General features: G+C 42.6%; 18 protein-coding genes and 2 pseudogenes. 7 read left to right on the top strand and 13 right to left on the bottom strand.

Annotated elements, in window-relative coordinates; all coding sequences use genetic code 11:
- Window positions 1–686: 686 nt before the first annotated feature.
- Window positions 687–1,184 carry a GNAT family N-acetyltransferase gene (locus V7L20_RS15680; protein WP_334744970.1) on the top strand — a complete coding sequence of 166 codons (498 nt, stop codon included), beginning with the start codon at window positions 687–689 and terminating at the stop codon, window positions 1,182–1,184.
- Between the two features lie 30 nt (window positions 1,185–1,214).
- Here V7L20_RS15680 and V7L20_RS32670 read toward each other — a convergent pair.
- A pseudogene (locus V7L20_RS32670) lies at window positions 1,215–1,509 on the bottom strand (ISH3 family transposase); the annotation flags it as partial.
- 104 nt (window positions 1,510–1,613) lie between these two features.
- A complete protein-coding gene (locus V7L20_RS15675) occupies window positions 1,614–1,850 on the bottom strand; it encodes a hypothetical protein (protein ID WP_334744969.1) in 237 nt (78 codons plus the stop codon).
- Window positions 1,851–2,264: 414 nt separating this feature from the next.
- On the opposite strand from V7L20_RS15675, the gene V7L20_RS15670 reads away from it, so the two are divergent.
- Window positions 2,265–3,161 (top strand): SDR family oxidoreductase, encoded by an 897-nt coding sequence (locus tag V7L20_RS15670; RefSeq protein ID WP_334744968.1) that lies wholly within the window; start codon window positions 2,265–2,267, stop codon window positions 3,159–3,161.
- Window positions 3,162–3,750: 589 nt separating this feature from the next.
- On the opposite strand, the gene V7L20_RS15665 is transcribed toward V7L20_RS15670, so the two are convergent.
- Window positions 3,751–3,963 carry a hypothetical protein gene (locus tag V7L20_RS15665; protein WP_442943556.1) on the bottom strand — a complete coding sequence of 71 codons (213 nt, stop codon included), beginning with the start codon at window positions 3,961–3,963 and terminating at the stop codon, window positions 3,751–3,753.
- A gap of 2 nt (window positions 3,964–3,965) precedes the next feature.
- A complete protein-coding gene (locus V7L20_RS15660; protein ID WP_334744967.1) occupies window positions 3,966–4,988 on the bottom strand; it encodes a tRNA-dihydrouridine synthase family protein in 1,023 nt (340 codons plus the stop codon).
- A 360-nt stretch (window positions 4,989–5,348) separates the two neighbouring features.
- On the opposite strand from V7L20_RS15660, the pseudogene V7L20_RS32665 reads away from it, so the two are divergent.
- A pseudogene (locus V7L20_RS32665) lies at window positions 5,349–5,630 on the top strand (IS1634 family transposase); the annotation flags it as partial.
- 147 nt (window positions 5,631–5,777) lie between these two features.
- Here the strand turns inward: V7L20_RS32665 and V7L20_RS15655 are convergent.
- Window positions 5,778–5,990: a hypothetical protein gene (locus V7L20_RS15655; RefSeq protein ID WP_334744966.1), complete on the bottom strand. Its 213-nt coding sequence runs from the start codon at window positions 5,988–5,990 to the stop codon at window positions 5,778–5,780.
- Window positions 5,991–6,054: 64 nt separating this feature from the next.
- Here V7L20_RS15655 and V7L20_RS15650 point away from each other — a divergent pair, with 64 nt between their 5' ends.
- Together V7L20_RS15650 and V7L20_RS15645 are read left to right on the top strand one after the other, a co-directional pair.
- Window positions 6,055–6,177: a hypothetical protein gene (locus V7L20_RS15650; RefSeq protein ID WP_334744965.1), complete on the top strand. Its 123-nt coding sequence runs from the start codon at window positions 6,055–6,057 to the stop codon at window positions 6,175–6,177.
- 60 nt (window positions 6,178–6,237) lie between these two features.
- On the top strand, window positions 6,238–7,302 hold the full coding sequence (locus V7L20_RS15645) for an HlyD family secretion protein (RefSeq protein ID WP_334744964.1): 1,065 nt from the start codon (window positions 6,238–6,240) through the stop codon (window positions 7,300–7,302).
- Between the two features lie 320 nt (window positions 7,303–7,622).
- On the opposite strand, the gene V7L20_RS15640 is transcribed toward V7L20_RS15645, so the two are convergent.
- The 7 genes from V7L20_RS15640 to V7L20_RS15610 all read right to left on the bottom strand — a co-directional run bounded on the left by V7L20_RS15640 (window position 7,623) and on the right by V7L20_RS15610 (window position 19,014).
- Entirely contained in the window at window positions 7,623–7,904 is a 282-nt protein-coding gene (locus V7L20_RS15640) for a hypothetical protein (protein WP_334744963.1), read from the bottom strand.
- A 233-nt stretch (window positions 7,905–8,137) separates the two neighbouring features.
- Window positions 8,138–11,239 (bottom strand): efflux RND transporter permease subunit, encoded by a 3,102-nt coding sequence (locus V7L20_RS15635; RefSeq protein ID WP_334744962.1) that lies wholly within the window; start codon window positions 11,237–11,239, stop codon window positions 8,138–8,140.
- Window positions 11,240–11,377: 138 nt separating this feature from the next.
- The gene (locus V7L20_RS15630; protein WP_334744961.1) at window positions 11,378–14,500 is read right to left on the bottom strand and encodes an efflux RND transporter permease subunit; all 3,123 of its coding nucleotides are present in this window, start codon (window positions 14,498–14,500) and stop codon (window positions 11,378–11,380) included.
- Window positions 14,497–16,062 carry an efflux RND transporter periplasmic adaptor subunit gene (locus tag V7L20_RS15625; RefSeq protein WP_334744960.1) on the bottom strand — a complete coding sequence of 522 codons (1,566 nt, stop codon included), beginning with the start codon at window positions 16,060–16,062 and terminating at the stop codon, window positions 14,497–14,499. Before V7L20_RS15625 ends, V7L20_RS15630 begins: the two co-directional genes overlap by 4 nt.
- Window positions 16,063–16,332: 270 nt before the next feature.
- A complete protein-coding gene (locus tag V7L20_RS15620) occupies window positions 16,333–17,241 on the bottom strand; it encodes a hypothetical protein (protein WP_334744959.1) in 909 nt (302 codons plus the stop codon).
- 45 nt (window positions 17,242–17,286) lie between these two features.
- Entirely contained in the window at window positions 17,287–18,567 is a 1,281-nt protein-coding gene (locus tag V7L20_RS15615; protein WP_334744958.1) for a S41 family peptidase, read from the bottom strand.
- A gap of 57 nt (window positions 18,568–18,624) precedes the next feature.
- Complete coding sequence (locus tag V7L20_RS15610) at window positions 18,625–19,014, bottom strand: hypothetical protein (RefSeq protein WP_334744957.1); 390 nt, start codon at window positions 19,012–19,014, stop codon at window positions 18,625–18,627.
- Between the two features lie 334 nt (window positions 19,015–19,348).
- On the opposite strand from V7L20_RS15610, the gene V7L20_RS15605 reads away from it, so the two are divergent.
- Together V7L20_RS15605 and V7L20_RS15600 are read left to right on the top strand one after the other, a co-directional pair.
- Window positions 19,349–20,566: a sensor histidine kinase gene (locus V7L20_RS15605; protein WP_334744956.1), complete on the top strand. Its 1,218-nt coding sequence runs from the start codon at window positions 19,349–19,351 to the stop codon at window positions 20,564–20,566.
- A gap of 2 nt (window positions 20,567–20,568) precedes the next feature.
- Window positions 20,569–21,216 carry a response regulator transcription factor gene (locus tag V7L20_RS15600; protein ID WP_334744955.1) on the top strand — a complete coding sequence of 216 codons (648 nt, stop codon included), beginning with the start codon at window positions 20,569–20,571 and terminating at the stop codon, window positions 21,214–21,216.
- Window positions 21,217–21,299: 83 nt separating this feature from the next.
- On the opposite strand, the gene V7L20_RS15595 is transcribed toward V7L20_RS15600, so the two are convergent.
- Entirely contained in the window at window positions 21,300–21,506 is a 207-nt protein-coding gene (locus tag V7L20_RS15595) for a hypothetical protein (protein WP_334744954.1), read from the bottom strand.
- Between the last annotated feature and the right edge of the window lie 3 nt (window positions 21,507–21,509).

The following is a 21,509-nucleotide window of genomic DNA, read 5'->3' as shown; positions in this document are numbered from 1 at the left end:
TTGAACCAAGGGGTAAAAGTCACACTCGAAATTGGGGCAGAAGGCGATCGCGCCAGTATAGAAGTTCAAGGCTATCTAACCCCAAAACCAGAGATAAACCTCATCCATCTTGAAAACTGGAGTTTTCCTAGAAAACATATTACTGTAAAGAAGTGGGTATAGAGAATGAAACAGGGATGCTTAAAGTAGAATGTGATTGCTGGAATGATAGTGGCTCTCTCTTGAGAGTGTTGCATTGAAAGCAAATCATGCTCAGACTCGTGAAGGTTTAATGGCACTGTACGAGATATGCAGGGGGAACGCATCTAAATTGTCTTGACAAAGTACTACCGATATGAATTAAAAAAATTATTGATGCCTGGAAACTACAATCAGGAAGCTGCTTGAGCCTGGTTTTTCCTCTATCTTTATGGAGTGCGATCGCTGTTTTATTGCATTGCCTGATCCTAAAGTGTTATCAGCAGCTTGTTTATTGCGTTTGAATCGGCTCTCAGTGATACTCTCAAGAGAGATTTATTATGCGCTCAAAAATTACTCTTGATGGGACTGTAGGATGAAAATTAAACTGAAAATAACGATAATATAAAAATTTCAGAACATTAGCTATTGGATAAATACCAACCGTATTGGTATTATATTAAGTTCGGCGAATCGCCTACAATATATCGTCAGCGAATGCAACGAAGATGAACTTACGCCATGCTAGCTTTGCTGATTTAGATTTACTGCGACATTGGGACGATCAACCTCATGTGATTGCTTCAGACCCTAATGATGACTGGGGGTGGGAGGTGGAACTAAATCATAATCCTGATTGGAGGGAGCAATTGATTGCTGAGATCGAAGGTCGTCCCATCGGATTTATCCAAATTATAGATCCTGCACGAGAGGAAAGTCACTATTGGGGCGATATCGCAGCCAATCTTCGTGCCATTGATATTTGGATCGGAGAAGCAGCTGATTTGGGCAAAGGTTATGGCACAAAAATGATGCAGCTAGCAATTACCCGATGTTTCGCAGACTCTTCTGTGACGGCTGTAATCATTGATCCACTGGCTAGTAATACTCGCGCTCACCGCTTTTATGAACGTCTTGGCTTTCAATTTATCGAATATCGACGATTCAGTGACGATGAGTGCTTTGTTTATCGCTTGAGTCGAACAGATTGGCAACACCACTTTTAAATGAATCACCTTTGTATTATTCCTTTGTATCCAATTACGCTGTAGGGCTTGAGATAAAAAGGCTAACATCTGTTTGAGCACAAAAAGTGTGCGATAAATTAATCAACTACCTTTCCTTTTACGACTGATTCTGAGCCAAAGTAGATTTACCAAAATATTAACTAAAAGAAAAGGTATACCCACGAATAGTAATCTCAAAGCTGGATTTTTATTATTCGTTTTAATTCGATAAATGTTTTTCAGTCGATAACTATTTTCAATTCCAAATATTTTTTTGATAATCTTGATAGATGTAATCTAAATTTGTTCTGATCTTGTGAGCAACCTAAACAAAGTATTTAACTAAAAAATTAAATTTAAATTAATCGCTATTTTTAAACAACCTTTTTTTACTCATAAAGAAATTCGGCTTTTCAATGTAAAATTAACTTACGCCTCTAATTCTTCAAAATTATTGATTTTCTTAAGATGATATTTAATATCATTGGCTGTAGGAACATTGTTTAATAATTTAGCAGTGTTCTCAATACTATCTCCATTGCTGACAGCAGAAGTCAGAATCTCAAATAAAGTCTGTTGCTCACATACTCCTTGAGTTTCAAGATAAAAATTTTCTATTAAGCACTTAATAACTTCTTCAAGGATTTCTGAGTCGGTTATTGCCATTTATTCTGATAGAGCCGTCAAATTTTTAAGCCAATATGCTATACACCACTCTCATGTTCCACCTGGCAGCCCGATTTAAAAATTTTGTGGTATTCCTCTACATGCCAACGATAACAATAATAACGTAAAATCCTATAATCGGCGGTAAGTGTAGCCATGCCGTCAGGCTTATCTCCCAGTTCAAAGATTGCAAAATTTTTTCAACCAGTCCACCATTGCTTGTCATATGACAGCACCCGATTTCTCTGACTGTACCGTATATGCTGTGCTGTTTTTTAAATCCTTTGCCCGTAAGCTTTTTACAACTTAACGGGTAAGTCAGGAACATTATTCTGCTCAAAGGATGAGGAATCGTTCTCCTTAATGCTTGATACTTGAGTCTTGAATTGGAAAAACTATCAAAACAACCAAGTGATGAAAGACAATCGATTAGAGATGCAAGACCCTCGGCAGCAATATCCGGCTCCGCCCTTTCCTCAACAACCGCAGCCCGTACCAGGACTTGCTCAAAAGATGCAGCCCCAACCGGATCACGGTGAGCAGAGCTACATTGGAAGTGGAAAGCTTGTAGGTCGGAAGGCATTAGTCACCGGAGCCGATTCTGGTATCGGCCGCGCTGTTGCGATCGCATTTGCGCGGGAAGGTGCTGATGTTGCGATCGCCTATCTTAAGAGCGAAGAGGCTGATGCAATAGAGGTGATCCAATTGATTGAACAATCAGGGCGCAAAGCGGTTGCGCTTCCGGGTGACATCACCGATGAGCATTTTTGCCAAAAGCTGGTGACAGATGCAGTGCAATCTTTGAACGGTTTAGATATTCTGGTGAACAATGCTGGCGCACAGACATCTTACCCCTCAATTAGCGACATTACGACTGAGCATTTCGATAAAGTGATGAAGACAAACCTCTACGCGCTATTTTGGATTACTAAAGCAGCCGTTCCACATCTTAAGCCTGGAGCATCAATTATTAACACGACTTCGATTCAGGCATATCAACCTTCAGCGAGTCTGCTTGATTATGCGATGACTAAAGCGGGCATTGAGAATTTCAGCAAATCTCTAGCCAAACAGATGATCGAGAAGGGAGTGCGTGTTAATGCAGTCGCACCCGGTCCATTCTGGACACCGCTACAGCCAAGTGGTGGTCAGACCCAGGACAAGATCGAGAAATTTGGTTCTGAAGTTCCGCTCGGAAGACCCGGTCAGCCTGTGGAAATTGCTCCTGTGTATGTGTTGCTTGCTTCCCAAGAAGGCAGCTATATCACTGGAGAAGTTTATGGTGTAACAGGTGGCATCGGGATTGCCTAGTTCAAAATGTTGAAACGACTCTAGGAAAACTTTTATAAGGGTCATTGATCTTGAAAATAGGCAAAACCTTCAGATTAATTCTAGTTGGTTAACTGCGATCGCAACAACGAGGATTGCGATCGCGCAGTTCGTTCACTCGAGAAATAAACTTTAGAACTCTTGCATAAATATTTTGTGGTATGAGTAGGGGTTGTTCTAATTTCAGTTTTTGGTAAGAGTTTATAAATTGTTTCGAGCAAGTATTATCAGGCGATAAGCCTACGGCATGGCTTCGCTTATCGCTAACTAAAAAATTGCAGCAAACGTTATTTCAGTTATTGATTAATTACTGAAAGTATTTGAAAAATTTGATTTTTTAATTGATTTATATGGCTAAGTGATTATAAATTCCCGCAATTAAATTAGACCTTAAGCCAAAATGTCACTGACAATTTCGATATCTATCAGACAAAATTTTAAATATCTTTAGACGACGATTTACGTGGGGAGCATCCCATTTTTGCAAAAACATTAGATAGCAAGTTGACCATTGAGGTAGGCACAGCAAAGTTGTAGTATAGACGGCACATTGGCAGGATTCCACTGAATACTAGATAGAAAGTTTCAACATCAGACCGATTTGTTTAATAGCAGACTCCACAGATCCAGAACCAATAGAGTAAATTTGTTCTGCCTGACAGTAGCCGTAATTGATAATCCGACTTCGATGCTTATTCAAATATGCACAAAAATTCTTTGCTTGTTTTTTCGCTAAATCAACAAACAAAGCGATCGTTGCATCTACTTCAGATTTCTTGTCCACAGTTACAGGCTCCTTAAGGGTCTTAGGGCTAAAGTTTTCGTCAAATCGGCAAGGAGAACACGATCACAGAGGTTAAACATTTCTACCTCGGTAGAGGTCTGTCGCATCAGCCGCAGAAAATCACCTTCAGCGTCAACGTTTAGGGCAATGTAGTTGAGGAACATTTTCAGGTAGCCTATACGTGCTCGCTCTGGCATAGTTGCTGCTGCGGGGGTTTGCCATAAACGATCAATATAGTTGCGTACCTCTACTAAAGGAACAGGCGTGATCGTTTCAAAGCGCAAAGCCTGGCGAATTTGATTGAAAAGCCAAGGATTCCCAATCGCCCAGCGTCCCACCATTATACCCGCCGCACCCGTTTGAGAAAGCACTTTAACAGCAGTAAAAGCAGAGTTGATGTTGCCATTGGCAAGTACTGGGCAATCGACCCGTTTGACCGCGGAGGCAATCAAATCATATTTCACTGTTCCGTGGTACATATCTTTCACTGTGCGACCATGTAAACTCAGTAAATCAATGCTGTGGCGATTGATTATATCTAGAATAGAATAAAAGTTATCAGTATTTTCAAAGCCTAAGCGCATCTTGACTGTTAAAGGACGATCATTCACAGCAGAACGCAGTTCTCCCAAAATTCGCTCCACTTTTTCTGGTGAGAGCAGCAATCCACCCCCAACATTTTTGCGATAGATTCTAGGTGCTGGACAACCCATGTTCAAGTCAACTCCAGCGATATTATACTTACAGAGTTCCTTTGCTGTTCTTACTAAGTCTTTTATGCTTTCGCCAATCATTTGAGCAAAAACGGGGCGACCGGTGTCATTTTCGGTGATTGCTGTTAGAATGCTACGATTGAGCCGTGAGGTATCATTCACCCGAAAATACTCAGTGAAGAAGTAGTCAGGACTGCCGTAGTGGGCAATCACCTTCATAAACCAGAGGTTTGTCACATCTTGCATGGGCGCAAGAGCCGTGAGCGGTAGGTCTGGATGCAGCGATTGGGGGAGCGATACCTGGGACGACATAGAGATGAACAGCCTTCGACAAAATATCACTCTATCAAACATTAGAAAGTTTGATTGCACTTCTACACTTAAAGAAATCGCAAATCAAAACTCTTTTAGGCGTTGCCGATCTTCACCAAGTGGATGCCAACCACCTTTGCTGCAAAGACGCCTAGCTTTGACAATAGACTTTATATTATCTTTTTTAACTTTGCTGCTTACGTCAATATGGGTTTTAGGTATTCTGCTTCGCTTGGCTAATTGCATTCAATAAAAACAAATCCACATCTTTATGCAATGGTTGATTATGCTGTGGACAAGCTGTTGAATACAGGCATCTTGGACAACCAGCTTTACAATCACATTTGGCTGCTAAAGCATGAGATAATGATGATATTAATGTCATTATGTTTGTTGGTTTATAATTTGGGATAAAGACAATTAATAATGTCGTTAAAAAATCAAAAAACTATAGTTAGAAATCAACTTAATAAACCCACAGAAGTCCCTACTTTGCGCTGGATATTTCAATGCTTTCAAGGGATTCACATTCTGATTACACAAGGATTTCAACAAATTCTTAACTTAACAGAGTCATGTTGTCATATCTTGCAATTCCTACCTACTGCTTGTAAAAAATATTATTTATTGTCGGAATTGTAAAATTTCTAATTCACGATTACGTGGTTTGATTTTTGCTCACTGATTAAATAATTTTAATTAAATATTGTTGGATAACTAGCTTTTTTAATATAATAAAAAAGCTGATTTTTTGGCGTACATAATTTATTTTCGATAGTTACTTTATTGTCAAAAATTCTCGTTTTGAATTGACTGGTAATATAGTTTGTTTATACTACTTATTGAAGTGCGGAATGTGGGATTAAACCACAGCTGACCAGGGCCGATTGCCATCCGCTCCGTCAAAACCCGCTTTAGTTGATCTTTGTCCATACATATACCGGGAGCAACATCTGCATAACGTCTCAAATCGGTGGGCGACTGCCGAGGTCTTTGATGCACCAATAGGATCTTGCGTCAGTCCGTTGCATTGTAATTTTAAACTTTTAGGTACCAATTGGGTAGAATGGATGGCATCAATTGTGGCGATCGCAACCTTGGCAGCGCCAATTTAAGGGGTTCTGAAGCTGACGATGAAGCTTTCTTAAGAGCAATTATGCATTTAAGTAATATTTGCTCTATTCTGTAAACAGACTCTTTAGGAGTGCCAATATTTATACTGAAATCTGGAATTACATAAATATCACTGATGAAACTTAAAAATTTTTTACAGCAGTCCCAACAAGTTACTAAATTATCAGAACAAAAAACTCCCTTTGTGTCACAACAGGAGCCAACTAACACTTCTAGTGAATCAAACAATGCTTTTAAGGAAAGATTATCACCTCCTTGGGTTCGGCATCTGCTACTACTTACAGGATTGGGAGTGTTGTTTAGTGTAATTGCAGTTTATATAGCTAATTATGCTTATGAGCAATGGCAATATATGCAAAAATATCTAGAAACTGATAATGCTTATGTTAGCGCAGAGATTAACCCTGTGATTAGTCGTGTATCAGGAATAGTCACTGAAATTACATTCAATGATAACCAAACGATATCTCCAGGCATGGTATTAGTGAAACTTGATAAAAGTAACTATCAATTATCTTTGGCACGGGCAAAAGCATCTTTAGAATTAGCTAAACAGCAAGCAGCATTGGCACAAGAGAAAATTCCCCAAATTGCTATTGAGATTCCATCACTACAACCAGTTACTGAAAATAAAAAGGCTCAAATACAACAACAAGCTTTCAGAAAAAAAAGAACTTTACAACTACAAGTCCTAAATCAGCAAAAGAAGATAAACGAGCAACAATATAAGGTAGCTAACGCTACTTTGGCTCAAAAGCAGCTAGAGGTAACAAAAGCACAACTGGAGTTGAACTATACTAACATTGCGACTTTGATCGGTGGAGTAGTTGGGAATAAAAATGTACAGATAGGACAGCAGGTGCTTCCAGGGCAAACTCTTTTATCAATAATACAACCACATCCTTGGATTATTGCTTATTTTCCTGAAAAGCAGTTAGAAAAAATACAGCCAGAGCAAAAGGTAAAAATTACAGTTTCAGCCTTTGCTAATCGGCAGTTTCAAGGCAAGGTAGATAGTATCGCTTTTATGTCACAAGATAATCTGACGAGCAATTCAGCTTCTGGTAATTCACTACATGAAATTCCCGTCAAGATTCTGTTTGATCGCTCAAGTATTCAAGGTTACGAATCTCGATTTACTCCGGGAATGTCAGCAGTTGTAAAAGTTGAAACTAAGTAAAACTTCTAAAGAATTTCTCAGTACACTTACGAGTGATGAGCGCTGGGGTGTTGTGCTAGAGTTTGAGGACGTTGACGCACAGAAATTTGGTCAGTTGATTTCATCTGCGCCTGATTGCGTAGAGTGGATGGGGTAAGTTGTCTACTTTGTACGATCACCCTTGTGCTATTTTCTTTGCATAAAACGCTTTCGTCTTGTTAAAAAACAAGTAGATAGGCATTGTTAGATACAGATGCATCCCTAGCAATTCACAACAGCATACAGCCAGTAGTTACGGTAAGTAGTACTTTTGAGGCATGAGAACGATAAAATAAAGACAGCTATTTTGGCAGCAAAGCAACTGGTTGGGCATCGATTCGAGTTCGGAACAGACTATAAGGTTTCTGGCGCAGGTCTTTTCCTTGGTGATATCTGGCTTGACGATGCAGCTGATTAGCTGTGAAGTAAAGATAACCATCTTTTGCCACTGATAGAGTATCTGGCCAAAGAACACGCGGGTCATGAATGAATGGCACTAAGATAACGGCAAATCCATTGTTATAAGGCTTTTGAGTGTGGGGAGTGTGCAGGGAAAGAGAATTTATGCTTTTCCCTCTTCCCACCCCTCCCACACTCACTAAGCGCAAAGGTTTTTCCTTTTCTTAGTGCCATTCGGCTAAAACCCTCTTGCCTCTTGCCTCCTGCCTCCTGCCTTCTCTCAACGATAAATTTTCCCACCCAGCTACTTATCACAGTTTTAGTGAATTGGTATTACTACTCCACAATCAGCTTAATTTGTCAATATTTTCTACTGTACTGGCTCTCTAACGCTATTTAGGCAAAAGCTAGGCTACTTCTATTTTTGGCGAAGGTATTGTTGTATACTAAGCTTTTTCCGCCATGCCTCCATGTAAGTGTAAAACACCGGAGTCAGATAGAGAGTCAATATCTGAGAGAACAGTAATCCACCAACGATCGCAATACCCAGAGGACGACGCGCTTCTGAACCTACTCCCGTCCCCAAGGCAATCGGGAGTGTCCCAATTAAAGCTGCCATCGTCGTCATCATAATTGGACGGAAGCGAATCAAGCAAGCGGCATAGATGGCATCAAAGGAATTTTTCCCTTCCTTTCGCTGCGCTTCAATGGCAAAGTCCACTAGCATAATGCCGTTTTTCTTGACAATGCCCACTAGCAGAATGATACCGATGAAAGAGTAAAGATTTAAATCAACTTGGAAAATCAGCAGCGTCAGTAATGCCCCAAAACCCGCCGAAGGCAAACCGGAAAGAATTGTGATCGGGTGAATGAAATCCTCATAGAGGATACCGAGAATTAGATAGATTACTAAAATAGATACCAACAACAGTACGCCTAGATCGTTGAAGGACTGTTGGAAGGTTTGGGCTGAACCCTGAAAGCTAGGGGTAATTGTTGAGGGTAGCATCTCACTAGCTGCTTGCTTGATGGCATCTGTAGCCTGACTTAGAGACGTTCCTGGTAGAGTGTCAAAAGAGATAGTTGCAGAGGGGAGTTGAGCAACGTGAGTCACAGTCAGGGGTCCGACATTCTGGGTGATATTAGCGATCGCACTCAGGGGAACCTGTTTTCCAGTACTCGATTGCACATAAAGCATCGATAAGGCACTGGGATCTCGCTGAAACTCTGGTTTCACTTCTAAAATTACATAAAATTGGTCATTTGGGGTATAAATAGTGGAAACCTGGCTGGAACCATAGGCTGCGCTAAGGGTTTGTTCAACTTCTTGGGCGGTAATCCCAAGGGTTGCAGCTTTGTTGTGGTCAATTTGAACTTGGATTTGGGGAGTGCTGAGTTGTAAATCGCTGTCAACGTCCCGGAGTCCTGGTAAGGTTTTGACTTTATCCACAAGTTTAGGAACGTATTGGCGCAAGTCTTGTAAACTCAAGCTCTGCAACGTGAACTGATAAGTAGAATTAGTTTGTTGTCCACCAATGGGAATGGCTGGTGGAGAGCGGAGGAATGTTTTAATTCCAGTTGTACGTCTCAACTTGGGGGTTAGTTCTTGAATGATTTGGTCAGCACTCAGTTGACGTTGAGAACGTGGCTTGAGCCGAATCGTAATTCGCCCGGAGTTGACCGATGCGTTCGGGCCACTTGCACCCACAATCGAGTCAACTGCTTCAATGTTGGGGTCTTTACGAATAATGTCAACAACCGTTTGCTGGTGACGCCGCATATCATCAAAAGAAATATCTTGCGCTCCTTTGGTGTTCGCCATCAGTTGTCCAGTGTCTTCCGTAGGAATAAATCCTTTAGGAACGATGATGAACAAATAGACGGTCATTACCAGCAAAATGCCAGAACCAATGAGTGTCATCAGGCGGTATTTTAAGACGGGTTTGAGGGTCCAATCATATCCCCGCAGGAGTAAATCAAATACCAATTCTGAGACACGATACAGCAGATTTGGTCTTTGCTGATGGGATGAACTTAAAAAGCGACTGCACAACATTGGCGTGAGACTGAGGGAAACAAAACCCGAAACCAAAATTGCCACAGCGATCGTCACGGCAAATTCATGAAATAATTTACCGATTATTCCACTCATAAACATGATCGGGATGAACACCGCCACTAGGGAGAGGGTCATTGACAAAATTGTGAAGCTGATTTCTTTTGATCCCTTCAATGCCGCGTCTAAGGGAGATTCGCCCATTTCTCGATAACGGACGATATTTTCCAACACCACGATCGCATCATCCACGACAAAGCCCACGGAAAGGGTCAATGCCATGAGGGAGAGGTTGTCTAGGGAGAAGCCTGAGAGATACATTACAGCAAAAGTGCCAATAATCGCTACAGGTAGCGCCAAACTGGGAATTAGCGTTGCAGTTATGTCACGCAAGAATAAGAAAATCACCAAGACAACTAGACAAACCGAGAGAACCAAAGTAAACTTTACATCGCTGACAGAGGCTCGGATTGTTTGGGAGCGATCGTACATAATTCCCATCTCAATCGATTTGGGAACTTGTTCGCGGAGTGAAGGTAAAAGTTTCTGGATGGCATCAACGATATTTACAGTGTTGGCTCCCGGCTGCGGCTGCACGGCGAGAACAACGGAATGGCGGTTTGTTACCTTGTCATCGCTATACAAATTTGAGACTTTGACGTTTTGTTCACTGTCAATCACCTGCCCCAAATCCTGAAGCCGCACAGGCGCACCATTCTTGTAAGTTACAATCAACTGGCGATAGCTGGCAGCATCGGTGAGTTGACCGTTCGCCTGAATCGTATAACTTTTGTAAGGGCCAGAGAGACTGCCGATTGGTAATTTAACATTTCCCTGTTGAATTGCAGTTTTCACCTGGGTTAGACCAATTCCCCTTGATGCCAACTCTCGCGGGTCAAGCTGGACGCGGACTGCATATTGCTGTTGACCAAAAACCTGTACCTGAGCAACACCATTGATCATCGAGATTGGCTGACCAACTGTTACCTCTGCGTATTCGTCTACTGTCGAGATTGGCTGTGTCTCAGAATACATATAGAGGAAGAGAACTGGTGAGACAGACGGGTTAACTTTGCGGTAGGTGGGTGGGTGAGGCATTCCGGGGGGCAGTTGTCCTGCTGCGGCTGAGATGGCTGCCTGTACATCTTTTGCGGCATCCTCCACTCTGCGGCTAAAGTCAAATTGTAGGGAAATGTTGGTGCTGCCAGTTGAACTGGTGGAATTAAATGAATTGAGTCCGGCAATTTCAGTAAACTGTCTTTCTAGGGGTGCGGCGACCGAAGATGACATTGTTTCTGGGGTAGCACCAGGGAGACTAGCAGAGACAGATATAAAAGGATATTCAACGTTGGGTAAGGCACTAATGGGTAACAGTAGATAACTCATGAGACCGAAGATGAGGATACCCATCATTACCAAAGTGGTCATGACTGGACGACGGATGAAGAGTTCTGAAAGGTTCATGAGTTTTGTTCTCCCAGAAATGTGGTGGATGCGATCGCTAAAAATAATGCAATACGCTTGGGTTAAGACTTAACTCTTTTTCAAATTCAATTTTTTAACGAACCGCAAAGAACGCAAAGAACACAAAGGAAGAAACCATCATGATCGCCCTCCTGTAAATGAGAAGACTCGACGGAACTTAACTTGACTAAGCTTCTTCCGCCATGATTCCATGTAGATATAAAACACGGGAGTTAAATACAGGGTCAATATCTGAGAAAACACCAGTCCGCCTACAACTGCAATACCTAGAGGACGGCGGGATTCTGAGCCAGCCCCAAATCCGATCGCTATTGGTAAAGTTCCCATGAGTGCTGCCATTGTCGTCATCATAATCGGGCGGAAGCGCACTAAGCAGGCTTGATAAATCGCCTCAGATGGCTTTTTCGATTCATTTCGCTGGGCTTCAATTGCAAAGTCCACCATCATGATCCCGTTTTTCTTGACGATGCCCACTAAGAGAATTATGCCGATGAAGGAGTAAACATTCAGTTCGACATGGAATATTATCAGCGTTAACAATGCACCAAAACCTGCTGAAGGCAAACCGGAAAGAATCGTAATCGGGTGAATGAAATCCTCATAGAGAACACCCAAAATTAGATAAATTACTAAAACAGCGATCGCTAACAGTAAACCCAAACTCGGCAGCGAACTTTGAAATACCTGGCTTGCGCCCTTAAAGTTGGTGCTAATGCTGGCAGGAATTACCTGATCAATCAGTTTTTCAATCTCTTGGTTGGCATTTCCCAAGGACACACCAGGGGCAAGGTTAAAGGAAATGGTGGCGGCGTTCATCCGACCGTTATGATTGACCATTAACGGGCTGACTCCCTGAGATAGTTTGGCAAATGTCTTCAGAGGAACTGCTACTCCAGTACTGGAGTTAATGTACAATGTCAACAAAGCATTGATATCCTCCTGATACTGCGGTGCTAATTCCAGAATCACTTGATACTCATTTGTCGCTGCATAGATGGTTGACACTTGGTAGGAGCCATAAGCATTTCTCAGAGTATTTTCGATTTGCTCGGCGGTAATCCCATAAGTTGAAGCTTTATCGCGATCAATGTCGATTTGAATTTGGGAAGCAAACTGTAAATCGCTGTTGACATCCTGGAGTTCTGTCAAGGTCTTCATCTTCGCAACAAGTTGAGGAACATACTCCTGCAAGGGTTTGACATCAGAACTCTGGAGTGCTAGCTGATAAAGTCCTGTACTTTGTTGAGCGCCAATCGGAATCGCTGGGGGATTTTGTAAAAATACTTGGATGCCTGGAACAGTGGCGAGTTTGGTTCGCAAATTTTGAATGATTTCCTCAGCCCCAAGTTGGCGCTGTGATCGCGGTTTTAACCGAATAAACAAACTTCCAGAATTGGCTGCAACTGCGGCTCCACTGCCATTAGCACTCGCTCCCGCTCCGATATTGGAGTTAACTGCATCTACGTTCGGGTCTTGGCGGATCAGATTAGCAACTGTCTGCTGATGCTGGACAAGATTATCAAAGGATGCATCCTGGGCTGCTTGGGTAATGCCTGTAATTTGTCCGGTATCTTGGCTAGGAATAAAGCCTTTGGGAACTACCACTAACAACCCAACTGTCACCGCGAATAGAACGACAGATAAAATCATCGTGGTAAAGTGATATTTTAAGACTTTTTTTAGACTCCAATCGTAGAGAGCCAGGAAGCGATCAAAGACATATTCGGAAGCTTGATATAACCGACTTTGATGGGCATGATCCACAGGACGCAGAAAACGGCTACACAACATTGGAGTCAAAGTCAAAGACACAAAACCAGATACGAGAATTGCAACTGCGATCGTCACAGCAAATTCATGAAATAATCGTCCCAGTACTTCACTCATAAACAACATCGGGATGAAGACTGCAACCAAAGAAAGGGTCATGGATAAAATTGTGAAACCAATTTCTCTCGACCCATTTAACGCCGCTTCTAAGGGACGTTCCCCCATTTCCATGTGACGGACGATATTTTCCAGCATAACGATCGCATCATCCACAACGAAGCCCACCGAAAGGGTCAACGCCATCAACGACAGGTTATCTAGTGAGTAATGCAGCAAATACATCACTGCAAAGGTGCCAATTAGCGAAACGGGTAATGCCAAACTGGGAATCACTGTGGCCGAAAGATTCCGCAAAAATAGGAAAATTACTAAGATAACTAAACCAATGGTCAAAATCAACGTAAATCTGACATCATCCACTGAATCTCGAATCGACTGAGACGCATCATAGAGAACCCCAATTTCCACGGATGCCGGAATCTGGCCTCGCAAATTCGGAAGCAATTTCTTAATCGTGTCTACGACCTGCACCGTATTGGTTCCAGGCTGTCTTTGAATGGTGAGAATAATCGCGCGGGTATTGTTGTACCAGCTTGCTACCTTGTCATTTTCTACACTGTCAATGATCCGCCCCAGTTGATTGAGATAAATGGGCATTCCATCTTTGTAAGACACAATCAGCTGGCGATAAGCAGCCGCATCCTGAAGTTGTCCATTAGTCTGGACTGTAAAATTCTTATGATTTCCCGAAAGACTACCGGTAGGCAAATCGACGTTACCCTGTTGAATTGCCGTCGCCACCTGATCTAGCCCAATTTGCCGTGTTGCCAATTGCTGCGGATCAAGTTGAATTCGAGCCGCATACTTTTGGGAACCGTAAACAGCTACCTGTGCTACCCCATTGATTGTAGATAGTTTTTGCGCCAAATAAGTCTCGGCATAATTGTCTACCTGGGAAAGGGGCAGAGTAGGAGAGTCCAGATAAAGGTAAAGAATCGGTTGATCAGCGGGGTTAACCTTGCTGTATGTAGGAGGATTGGGTAAATCCGTCGCAATTTGCCCCGATGCTCCCGATATCGCTGCTTCCACATCCTGCGCCGCATCATCAATATTCCGACTCAGGTTAAATTGCAGGGTAATTTGAGTCTGTCCCAGAGTGCTAGTTGAGTTGAGCGAATCGAGTCCAGCAATGCTGGAAAATTGCTTCTCTAGGGGACGGGCAACCGATGCTGCCATCGTTTCAGGGCTGGCTCCCGGTCGAGCGGCACTTACCTGAATTGTGGGATAATCCACACTTGGTAAATCGCTAATTGGCAGCAAGCGATAACTCATGAAACCGAAGATTAAAATCGCCGCCATCACCAGAGTTGTCATGATCGGGCGACGGATAAATGGTTCTGAGAGGTTCACGAATCACCTCCGCCTGAGTTGGGGCGTTCTCCCCCCTGCTGCCTGCCCCCTGCCCCCCTTCCTCTTCTTGACTTCGAGGAATTTTCACCTGCATTTGAGTCATTGCGGCCTGTTTTGATGCGAATTTTGCTCCCCGAAACTAGATTTGCTTGACCATCGGTGACAATTTTATCGCCTGGTTGCGGCCCTTTCTGAACCACATCTAGCCCCTCAATGGTGCTGCTAACTGTAACTGGAACATTTTCCACCGTCATGTCTGGCTTAACTACAAAGACAAACTGGCCATCCGGGCCATTCTGCACGGCTTGGGAAGGAACAACCGTTGCATTCGGTTCTTCAGTCAGCGTTAGCGTTGCGTTGACAAATTGACCGGGAAACAAGTGTCCCTGAGTGTTGTCAAAGTCGCCAATCAGTTGAATTGTCCCCGTAGTGTTATCGACCGTATTATTGACAAATGCCAAAACACCTGGTACAGGATGAGCTTGATCATCGGGGAACGTTACATCTACCTTCAGCTTGTCATTCTGCATATACTTTTGTACTTGGGGCAGATTTGCTTCGGGAATGGAAAAAGCAACTTGAATCGGGCGAATTTGGGTGATGGTTACTAGTGGAGTCGTGCTGTTGGCCTGTACCACATTGCCCTGAGTCACCAGAATATTGCCAGCGCGACCATCAATTGGCGCATAAATTTTGGCGTAAGATAATTGCACTTTAGTATTGTCCAATGCTCCTTGGTCGGAACGGACTACGGCTTGAGCATTAGCGATCGCTGCTTGATCGCCCTGGACAACTGCTCCGGCATTAGTCAGCGCCACTCGATCGCTTTTCAAAACTGCTTGAGCATTAGCGATCGCTTCTCGATCTGCTTGTAGGGTTGCTGTAGCCGATTTACTATTGGAAACATATTGCTGTGCTTGATCTAAACTGATCGCGCCCTTCTTGTACAAAGCACCATAGCGATCGCTCTGTCCTTGGGCAAATTGTGCTTGGGCTTGATCCTTGGCTAAAGTCGCCTGGGCTTGTCGCACCAAGGCTTGGTCTTTGACTAAGGTCGCTCTAGCTTGGTCTACTTGACCCAAGTCTCTGGCTAATGTCGCTCTTGCTTGTTGTACCTGCGCTTGGTCTTTGACTACAATTCCTTGAGCTTGCTGGATTGCAGCAGTTTGCGATCGGTCATCTAGGGTAAACAAAAGTTGTCCCTTTTTTACGTCTTGGCCTTTCTTGAAATAAACTCCAATGATTCGTCCACTAGCTTCGGGCGTAATTGATACTGTAGACCCCGATTGCACATTACCGATCGCTTGCAATTGTACTGGAACCGTTTTTTGTGTCACCATTGCCACAGTTACAGGTGTCACTTGCTGCCGATTCCGGCCAGATTTTTCAGTTTTGTCTGACTTGGCTGTACCTGCATGGATACCAAAAAAAACTAGCCCACCCAGCAACAGCATCCCCAAAATTACCAAACTAATCTTTTTTGGCGATCGCTTTTTTGGTGATCGTGATAGCTCCGGTTCTATACTGTTGTCAGTCAAATCGTTAGAAATTTCATGGTTCATCAGAACCTCCAGTGGATTTTAGTTTATTAGAAACAGCCAAATCCTTTACCACCTCAACTTCCCTGATCCCAATTTCATTTCTCAAAATATTTGTAATCTTTTATTAAATCTTGTAATTGTGTATCTTTATTCTGTCCCAATTTGAATATTGGAGGAGATAGTTTGACGAGCCAAAAGCGAAATTTATCAGAGATTAAGATGCTTTGCTTGTATTACTAGGTTTGCTATCTGAGGATATTGATTTGCTTATAGTAAATTAACTTCTGTCGATTAATTAGGGGATTTTTTATTAGGGAAAAACCGCAGATAATGACTTGACGAGCCGTAGAGGTTTTTATAAATAAACCAGGTATCAAGCACTAGTTCCAAAAGAGCAATCAACACCCAAATTGCTAGAGAAACTATTACAGGGAGGCTGAGATCAGGAAACTTCCTTTGCAAATCAATAATCCCAAATAACAGCAAAAACAGCAGCGAAACTCCCAGGAGAAAGGACAACTTGACGATCGCCAGAATGAAACGGCTCATCTCTAGGATGCGATTATAAAGCCTAGAAAATCCCTCCACAATTTCTTCAATGTTATTGATAACAAGTAAAATTTGTTGTCGGTACAGATGGGTAGCTAAGGAGCATTCTTGATGCACTTGCACCAATTCATATTCATTCTTGAAATTATCTAAAAGCTTATCCAAAGGTAGTACCTGGGAGCTAGTTGGCCAAATTGGTAAATCTTTTAAATGCAAGGGAACTAAATAGTTAATTAGCGCTATTAAAGTTTCAGTAAAATTACTGAGTTCGGCGGGAAGAGACTGAGTTAAACGAATGAGTTGGTCAATCTGAATCTGAAGTGTATAGTAGTCCTCATGCCGCCTTTGAGCGATTAACTGACTATTAAACGTCAGGAAAACAATTAACACCCCCAATAAAGCAGCTAAGGACTGGGATACAGCAGAAAAGAACTCAATCGCCACCTGTTTAGGTACTGTCAGCCAGGGGGCGTTTTCCCGTATAGCAAAAACCAAGGTGACAACAAATACAACCCCGACGACCGCTAGCTGATGGTGGGTAACAGTAGCTATGACTGTCCGCACTAGGGGAGTGTTACTGAGTTGAATCAGGATTTGCAGACCTGGGACTGGTTCACAAATTTGAAGTCGTTGAGCTTTGCGGGTTGACATGATTGAAAGTGGCGATAGGAGATATTGTTAAGAATATCCCTATACTTATTGCCCACGTTGTAAACTTAGATGATTAGCATCGGACTGAATCAATTTGCCTAGGTCAGCAACCGCCCTAGCATACTGAGGATCAGCTAATGTCCCCAAGGTTCTATTTTGCACCAATGCTTTCTGTTGTGCCTCAGTTAATTCCACATTAATATCGGGTGCAATGCCGACATGATTGATATCTCGACCTTTGGGTGTGTAATATTTAGCGATCGTTAATTTCAGTGCCGAACCATCAGAAAGTGGCTCTACGGATTGAACTAAACCTTTACCGAAGGTGCGAGTCCCTACTAACCTGGCGCGATTGTCATCTTGCAATGCTCCTGAGAGAATTTCGCTGGCGCTAGCAGATCCCTTATCGACTAGAATCACTAAGGGTTTGTTGGTAAGAGGATGTCCCGACGCATTGTAGCTATCTTTAACTTGGTCTCGATTTACCAAAGATACTATTGCCCCTTGCTTCAACCACATACTGGCAATTTGCAAACTTGCATCCAGCAGTCCACCTGGGTCGGAACGCAGATCCAAAACGTAGCCCTGCACCTGCTGTTTTTCTAATGCTTGAATTGCCCGATGCATCTCTTGCGGAGCCGTTTGCGTAAACTCTGGTAAACGAATATAACCAATCTTACCCACTGCTGTTGTTTGCGTGTTGTAAGTTACAGGATGGATAGCAATATTTGCGCGGGTAAGCTTGAAAGTTTGTGATTGATTGCCCCGTTGAATTGTTAATACTACCTTGGTTCCCACTGGGCCCAGAATCCGCTTAACGGCATCCTCAATTTTCATCCCCTGAGTCATTTGACCGTTAATCTGGACAATTACATCGTCTGGCAAAATACCTGCCTTAAAAGCAGGCGTTCCTTCAATCGGGGCGATAACAGTTAAGGCTTTAGTTTTTTCATTCAGTGCCAGTTCCAACCCGACACCACTGAGGTTGCCAGAAAGGTCTTTATTTAAGGCAAGAAATTCCTGGGGGTCGAAAAACTCCGTATAGCGATCGCCTAATTTAGCCACCATTTCTTGAATCGCCCCATAAGCCTGTTTGTTGGAACTATAGGAGCGGCTAAGATACTGCTGTCGAATTGCTTTCCAATCTTGATGGTTAAAGCTAACATCAACATAATTTTTATCTAGGATTTGCCACACCTCATCCACGAGTCTTTGGGGGCTAGGTTGGGGTTTACCTAGAGCTTTTGAAGCGTAGAGACTACTTCCTGCCAGGATTGTTGCGATAACAGCAAGTTCTATCTTCAGGAGCAATTTTTGCTTTAACATAGTTTAACTATTTACCATCTATTGCCTTATAATTATTCTTTCTTTTGACTTGTTGCACTAGGATTTATCTTGGGATTGTCCTTTACGGTGGGGATAGGCAGTCTTAAAAATATCCTGAATTTTAGTCTTTTGTTCAGCCGTGAGATTCAGGCTCAATACTGCTTTACGCATTCTTTCACCTTGTTGTAATTTCGTTGACAATTGCTTTACCTGATCGGGGGTCAGAACTGCCTCAACTTGCTTGCGAACTGCTTCGCGTTTCTCGGCGCTCTGCTGCGTATTCCTTCCAGGAGAGTTGGGAGCAGAAGCGTTGGTATCAGATACCTTTGTCCCAGAGTCGTTCCCTTGAGATACATCTGGGGACTTAGAACTGGTGCAACCTGTCATTCCTCCAATCAGAATAGTTGCAAGTAAAAGAGTTGGTAAAATTATCTGTTTTTTAATCATTTACTTTTTTGGTTTTTGTTGTATGTAATCCGACTGTTCTGACTCAATTTCGGTTAATGACTGTTGAATGGTGTTTGAAAAGTTACTACTTTACTCATATCAGCTAATGTTAAAAGTTGGGATGGGTTTGTGCATGAGCTAGAATTCCTAACCTGACCAGTAAAAAAGTACTCAAGTTATTGTGACTTTTTTCCTAATTTAGAAATAATTAATCAGTCGAAATGGCTCTATCGATAGTAGAGACAGATTCGTTATATAGGAAGAAGAATTTCATCCTAAAATTGTGAAAATACCTATGGTTTTGTTACAAAGACCATTGAGTTGGAACAGTTCTATGGTTCGCTTGACCTACCCATCGTTTCATCTGTTGCTTTACCTAGAGTGGCTGTTATTAGCCACGGCAATGTTCATGGAAGTTGTGCTACCATTTGAGTTGTCCTGGTCATTGCTGCTACGAGTTGTTGTGATCGCAACTTTCAGCTTGATGGGCTTGAGACTACCAATGGTGAAGCTGGAAACAAAATTATTTTATACAGCTTTAGAATTCGGTTTAATTTTACTACCAACAATTCAACATAGCTTATCTAGTCGCTCCGTTTTCTTGCTGTGTCTGGTACTGGTGATGCGGAGTTGCCTGATATTTAAGCAATTGGGACAGTTGCTTGTCTTGGGTTTATCTCTGCTTTGTTATGGAACACTGCTTTTGTCAAGACCGATTGTACCTGATAAGTTTATCCCAGATAAGCTGATCGCCATGTCTTGGGATTGGCGATTAAGTAATATATTATTGTTTAGCTTAACGTTAGTATTCGCTTTATTATTAATTAATGCCCTGCTTGCAGAGCGCCAAAGTCGAGAGCAGTTAGAAATTGCCCATCAGCAATTAGAGATCACCAATCAACAACTGTGTCAGTATGCGCTACGGATTGAAGATCAGGCAACCTTGCAGGAACGCAACCGAATTGCCCGCGAAATTCATGATGGGTTGGGACACACTCTAGTTGCCCAAACTATTCAGATTAATAACACCTTGTTATTCTGGGAATCAAATAATCACAAAGCATTGACATTTCTCAAACAGGCAAAGGAATTGGGGGCTGAGGCGCTGCTGGAAATTCGGCGATCGCTTTCTGTTTTGCGCTCAAATCCTTTGCAAGGACAATCTCTTAAATCAGCCATTGAAAAGCTGCTGACAGATTTTCAGCAAATCACAGGTATTGAACCGGACTGTAAAATTGATCTACCGTACACTTTACCAACAGAAGTAAACACAGCCCTTTACCGGATTGTGCAAGAATCGCTGACAAATATTTGCAAACATGCCGAGGCGACGAGCGTTACTGTTGGACTACTAGCTGAGGCTGGGATGATTCATCTGTCAATCGAAGATAATGGAAAAGGGTTTAACCCCACTCAAAATACAACCGGGTTTGGGCTACAAGGGATGCGAGAACGAGCGGTTGCACTGGGCGCTGAGTTAAATCTCCACAGTCAATTAGGAACAGGTTGCTGTATTTCTGTTTCTTTGCCACTATCAAAGCTGTTGTTTTAGCTATGATTCGGATTTTATTAGTTGACGATCAGCATCTTATTCGCCAGGGACTTAAGAGTATGCTTGAGTCGAATGCCCAGATGCAGGTAATCGGTGAGGCGGAAAATGGGCAACGGGCACTTGAGGTGATTCCTGCACTGCAACCTGATATTGTGCTAATGGATATTCGGATGCCTGTAATGGATGGAGTTGCTACAACAAAGGCGATCGCTCAACAATATCCTGATATTAAGGTTCTTGTTCTGACCACCTTTGATGATGATGAGTATGTTTACCAGGCGATGCGGCTGGGTGCAAAGGGCTATTTACTTAAGGACACTGAACCTGATGAACTAATGTTAGCAATTCGATCCGTCTACAAGGGACAAACCCTACTCGGTCCGGGATTGTTTGAAAAAGCACTCATGCCGATTACCGCACCTGTCCCGTCTGTGCAAACTCCTCCAGAATTGGCGCAACTTACATCCAGAGAATTAGATGTATTGCGGTTAATTGCTTCTGGAGCTAATAATCGTGAAATTGCCGAATCGCTGTTTCTTTCAGAAAACACTGTTAAGAATTATGTTACCAATATTCTGAGTCGGTTGAATTTACGCGATCGTACTCAAGCCGCTTTGTTTGCCCATTCTTTGTTTGGCGAACTTAAATAAGTTAAGTTCAGTACCCGCATTTATTACAAGCGGTGCGTAGCTTGCCGGCGTAGGCATCGCTATTACCCAAACCTTTATCGAGCTTAGATTTTGAGCGTTTTAGAGACTGTACGAATCACAACCCCTGCCTCTACGGACTGCTGCCATGCTTCTTTTTGCCCTGACGATTCTAGCCCAATTAAAGGTCGTAGCTGATATTCGTTGATGGATAAAATTTCTCCCTCACTAGAGTTTGTGTGAAATGTGTCCGCACCCAGATCATTTTGTGTCCTATTAGGACATATTTTCATGAG

The sequence above is a fragment of the Nostoc sp. genome (assembly GCF_036916735.1).
Taxonomy (GTDB): Bacteria; Cyanobacteriota; Cyanobacteriia; order Cyanobacteriales; family Nostocaceae; genus Nostoc.
This window is presented reverse-complemented; position numbering and strand designations above follow the sequence as displayed.

What these genes read in the sequence shown, in the direction of transcription:
- V7L20_RS15680 (WP_334744970.1), top strand. Translation starts at nt 687, where the DNA reads ATGAACTTACGCCATGCTAGCTTTGCTGATTTAGATTTACTGCGACAT.
- V7L20_RS15675 (WP_334744969.1), bottom strand. Translation starts at nt 1,850, where the DNA reads ATGGCAATAACCGACTCAGAAATCCTTGAAGAAGTTATTAAGTGCTTA.
- V7L20_RS15670 (WP_334744968.1), top strand. Translation starts at nt 2,265, where the DNA reads ATGAAAGACAATCGATTAGAGATGCAAGACCCTCGGCAGCAATATCCG.
- V7L20_RS15660 (WP_334744967.1), bottom strand. Translation starts at nt 4,988, where the DNA reads ATGTCGTCCCAGGTATCGCTCCCCCAATCGCTGCATCCAGACCTACCG.
- V7L20_RS15650 (WP_334744965.1), top strand. Translation starts at nt 6,055, where the DNA reads ATGGATGGCATCAATTGTGGCGATCGCAACCTTGGCAGCGCCAATTTA.
- V7L20_RS15645 (WP_334744964.1), top strand. Translation starts at nt 6,238, where the DNA reads ATGAAACTTAAAAATTTTTTACAGCAGTCCCAACAAGTTACTAAATTA.
- V7L20_RS15635 (WP_334744962.1), bottom strand. Translation starts at nt 11,239, where the DNA reads ATGAACCTTTCAGAACTCTTCATCCGTCGTCCAGTCATGACCACTTTG.
- V7L20_RS15625 (WP_334744960.1), bottom strand. Translation starts at nt 16,062, where the DNA reads ATGAACCATGAAATTTCTAACGATTTGACTGACAACAGTATAGAACCG.
- V7L20_RS15620 (WP_334744959.1), bottom strand. Translation starts at nt 17,241, where the DNA reads ATGTCAACCCGCAAAGCTCAACGACTTCAAATTTGTGAACCAGTCCCA.
- V7L20_RS15615 (WP_334744958.1), bottom strand. Translation starts at nt 18,567, where the DNA reads ATGTTAAAGCAAAAATTGCTCCTGAAGATAGAACTTGCTGTTATCGCA.
- V7L20_RS15610 (WP_334744957.1), bottom strand. Translation starts at nt 19,014, where the DNA reads ATGATTAAAAAACAGATAATTTTACCAACTCTTTTACTTGCAACTATT.
- V7L20_RS15605 (WP_334744956.1), top strand. Translation starts at nt 19,349, where the DNA reads ATGGTTCGCTTGACCTACCCATCGTTTCATCTGTTGCTTTACCTAGAG.
- V7L20_RS15600 (WP_334744955.1), top strand. Translation starts at nt 20,569, where the DNA reads ATGATTCGGATTTTATTAGTTGACGATCAGCATCTTATTCGCCAGGGA.
- V7L20_RS15595 (WP_334744954.1), bottom strand. Translation starts at nt 21,506, where the DNA reads ATGAAAATATGTCCTAATAGGACACAAAATGATCTGGGTGCGGACACA.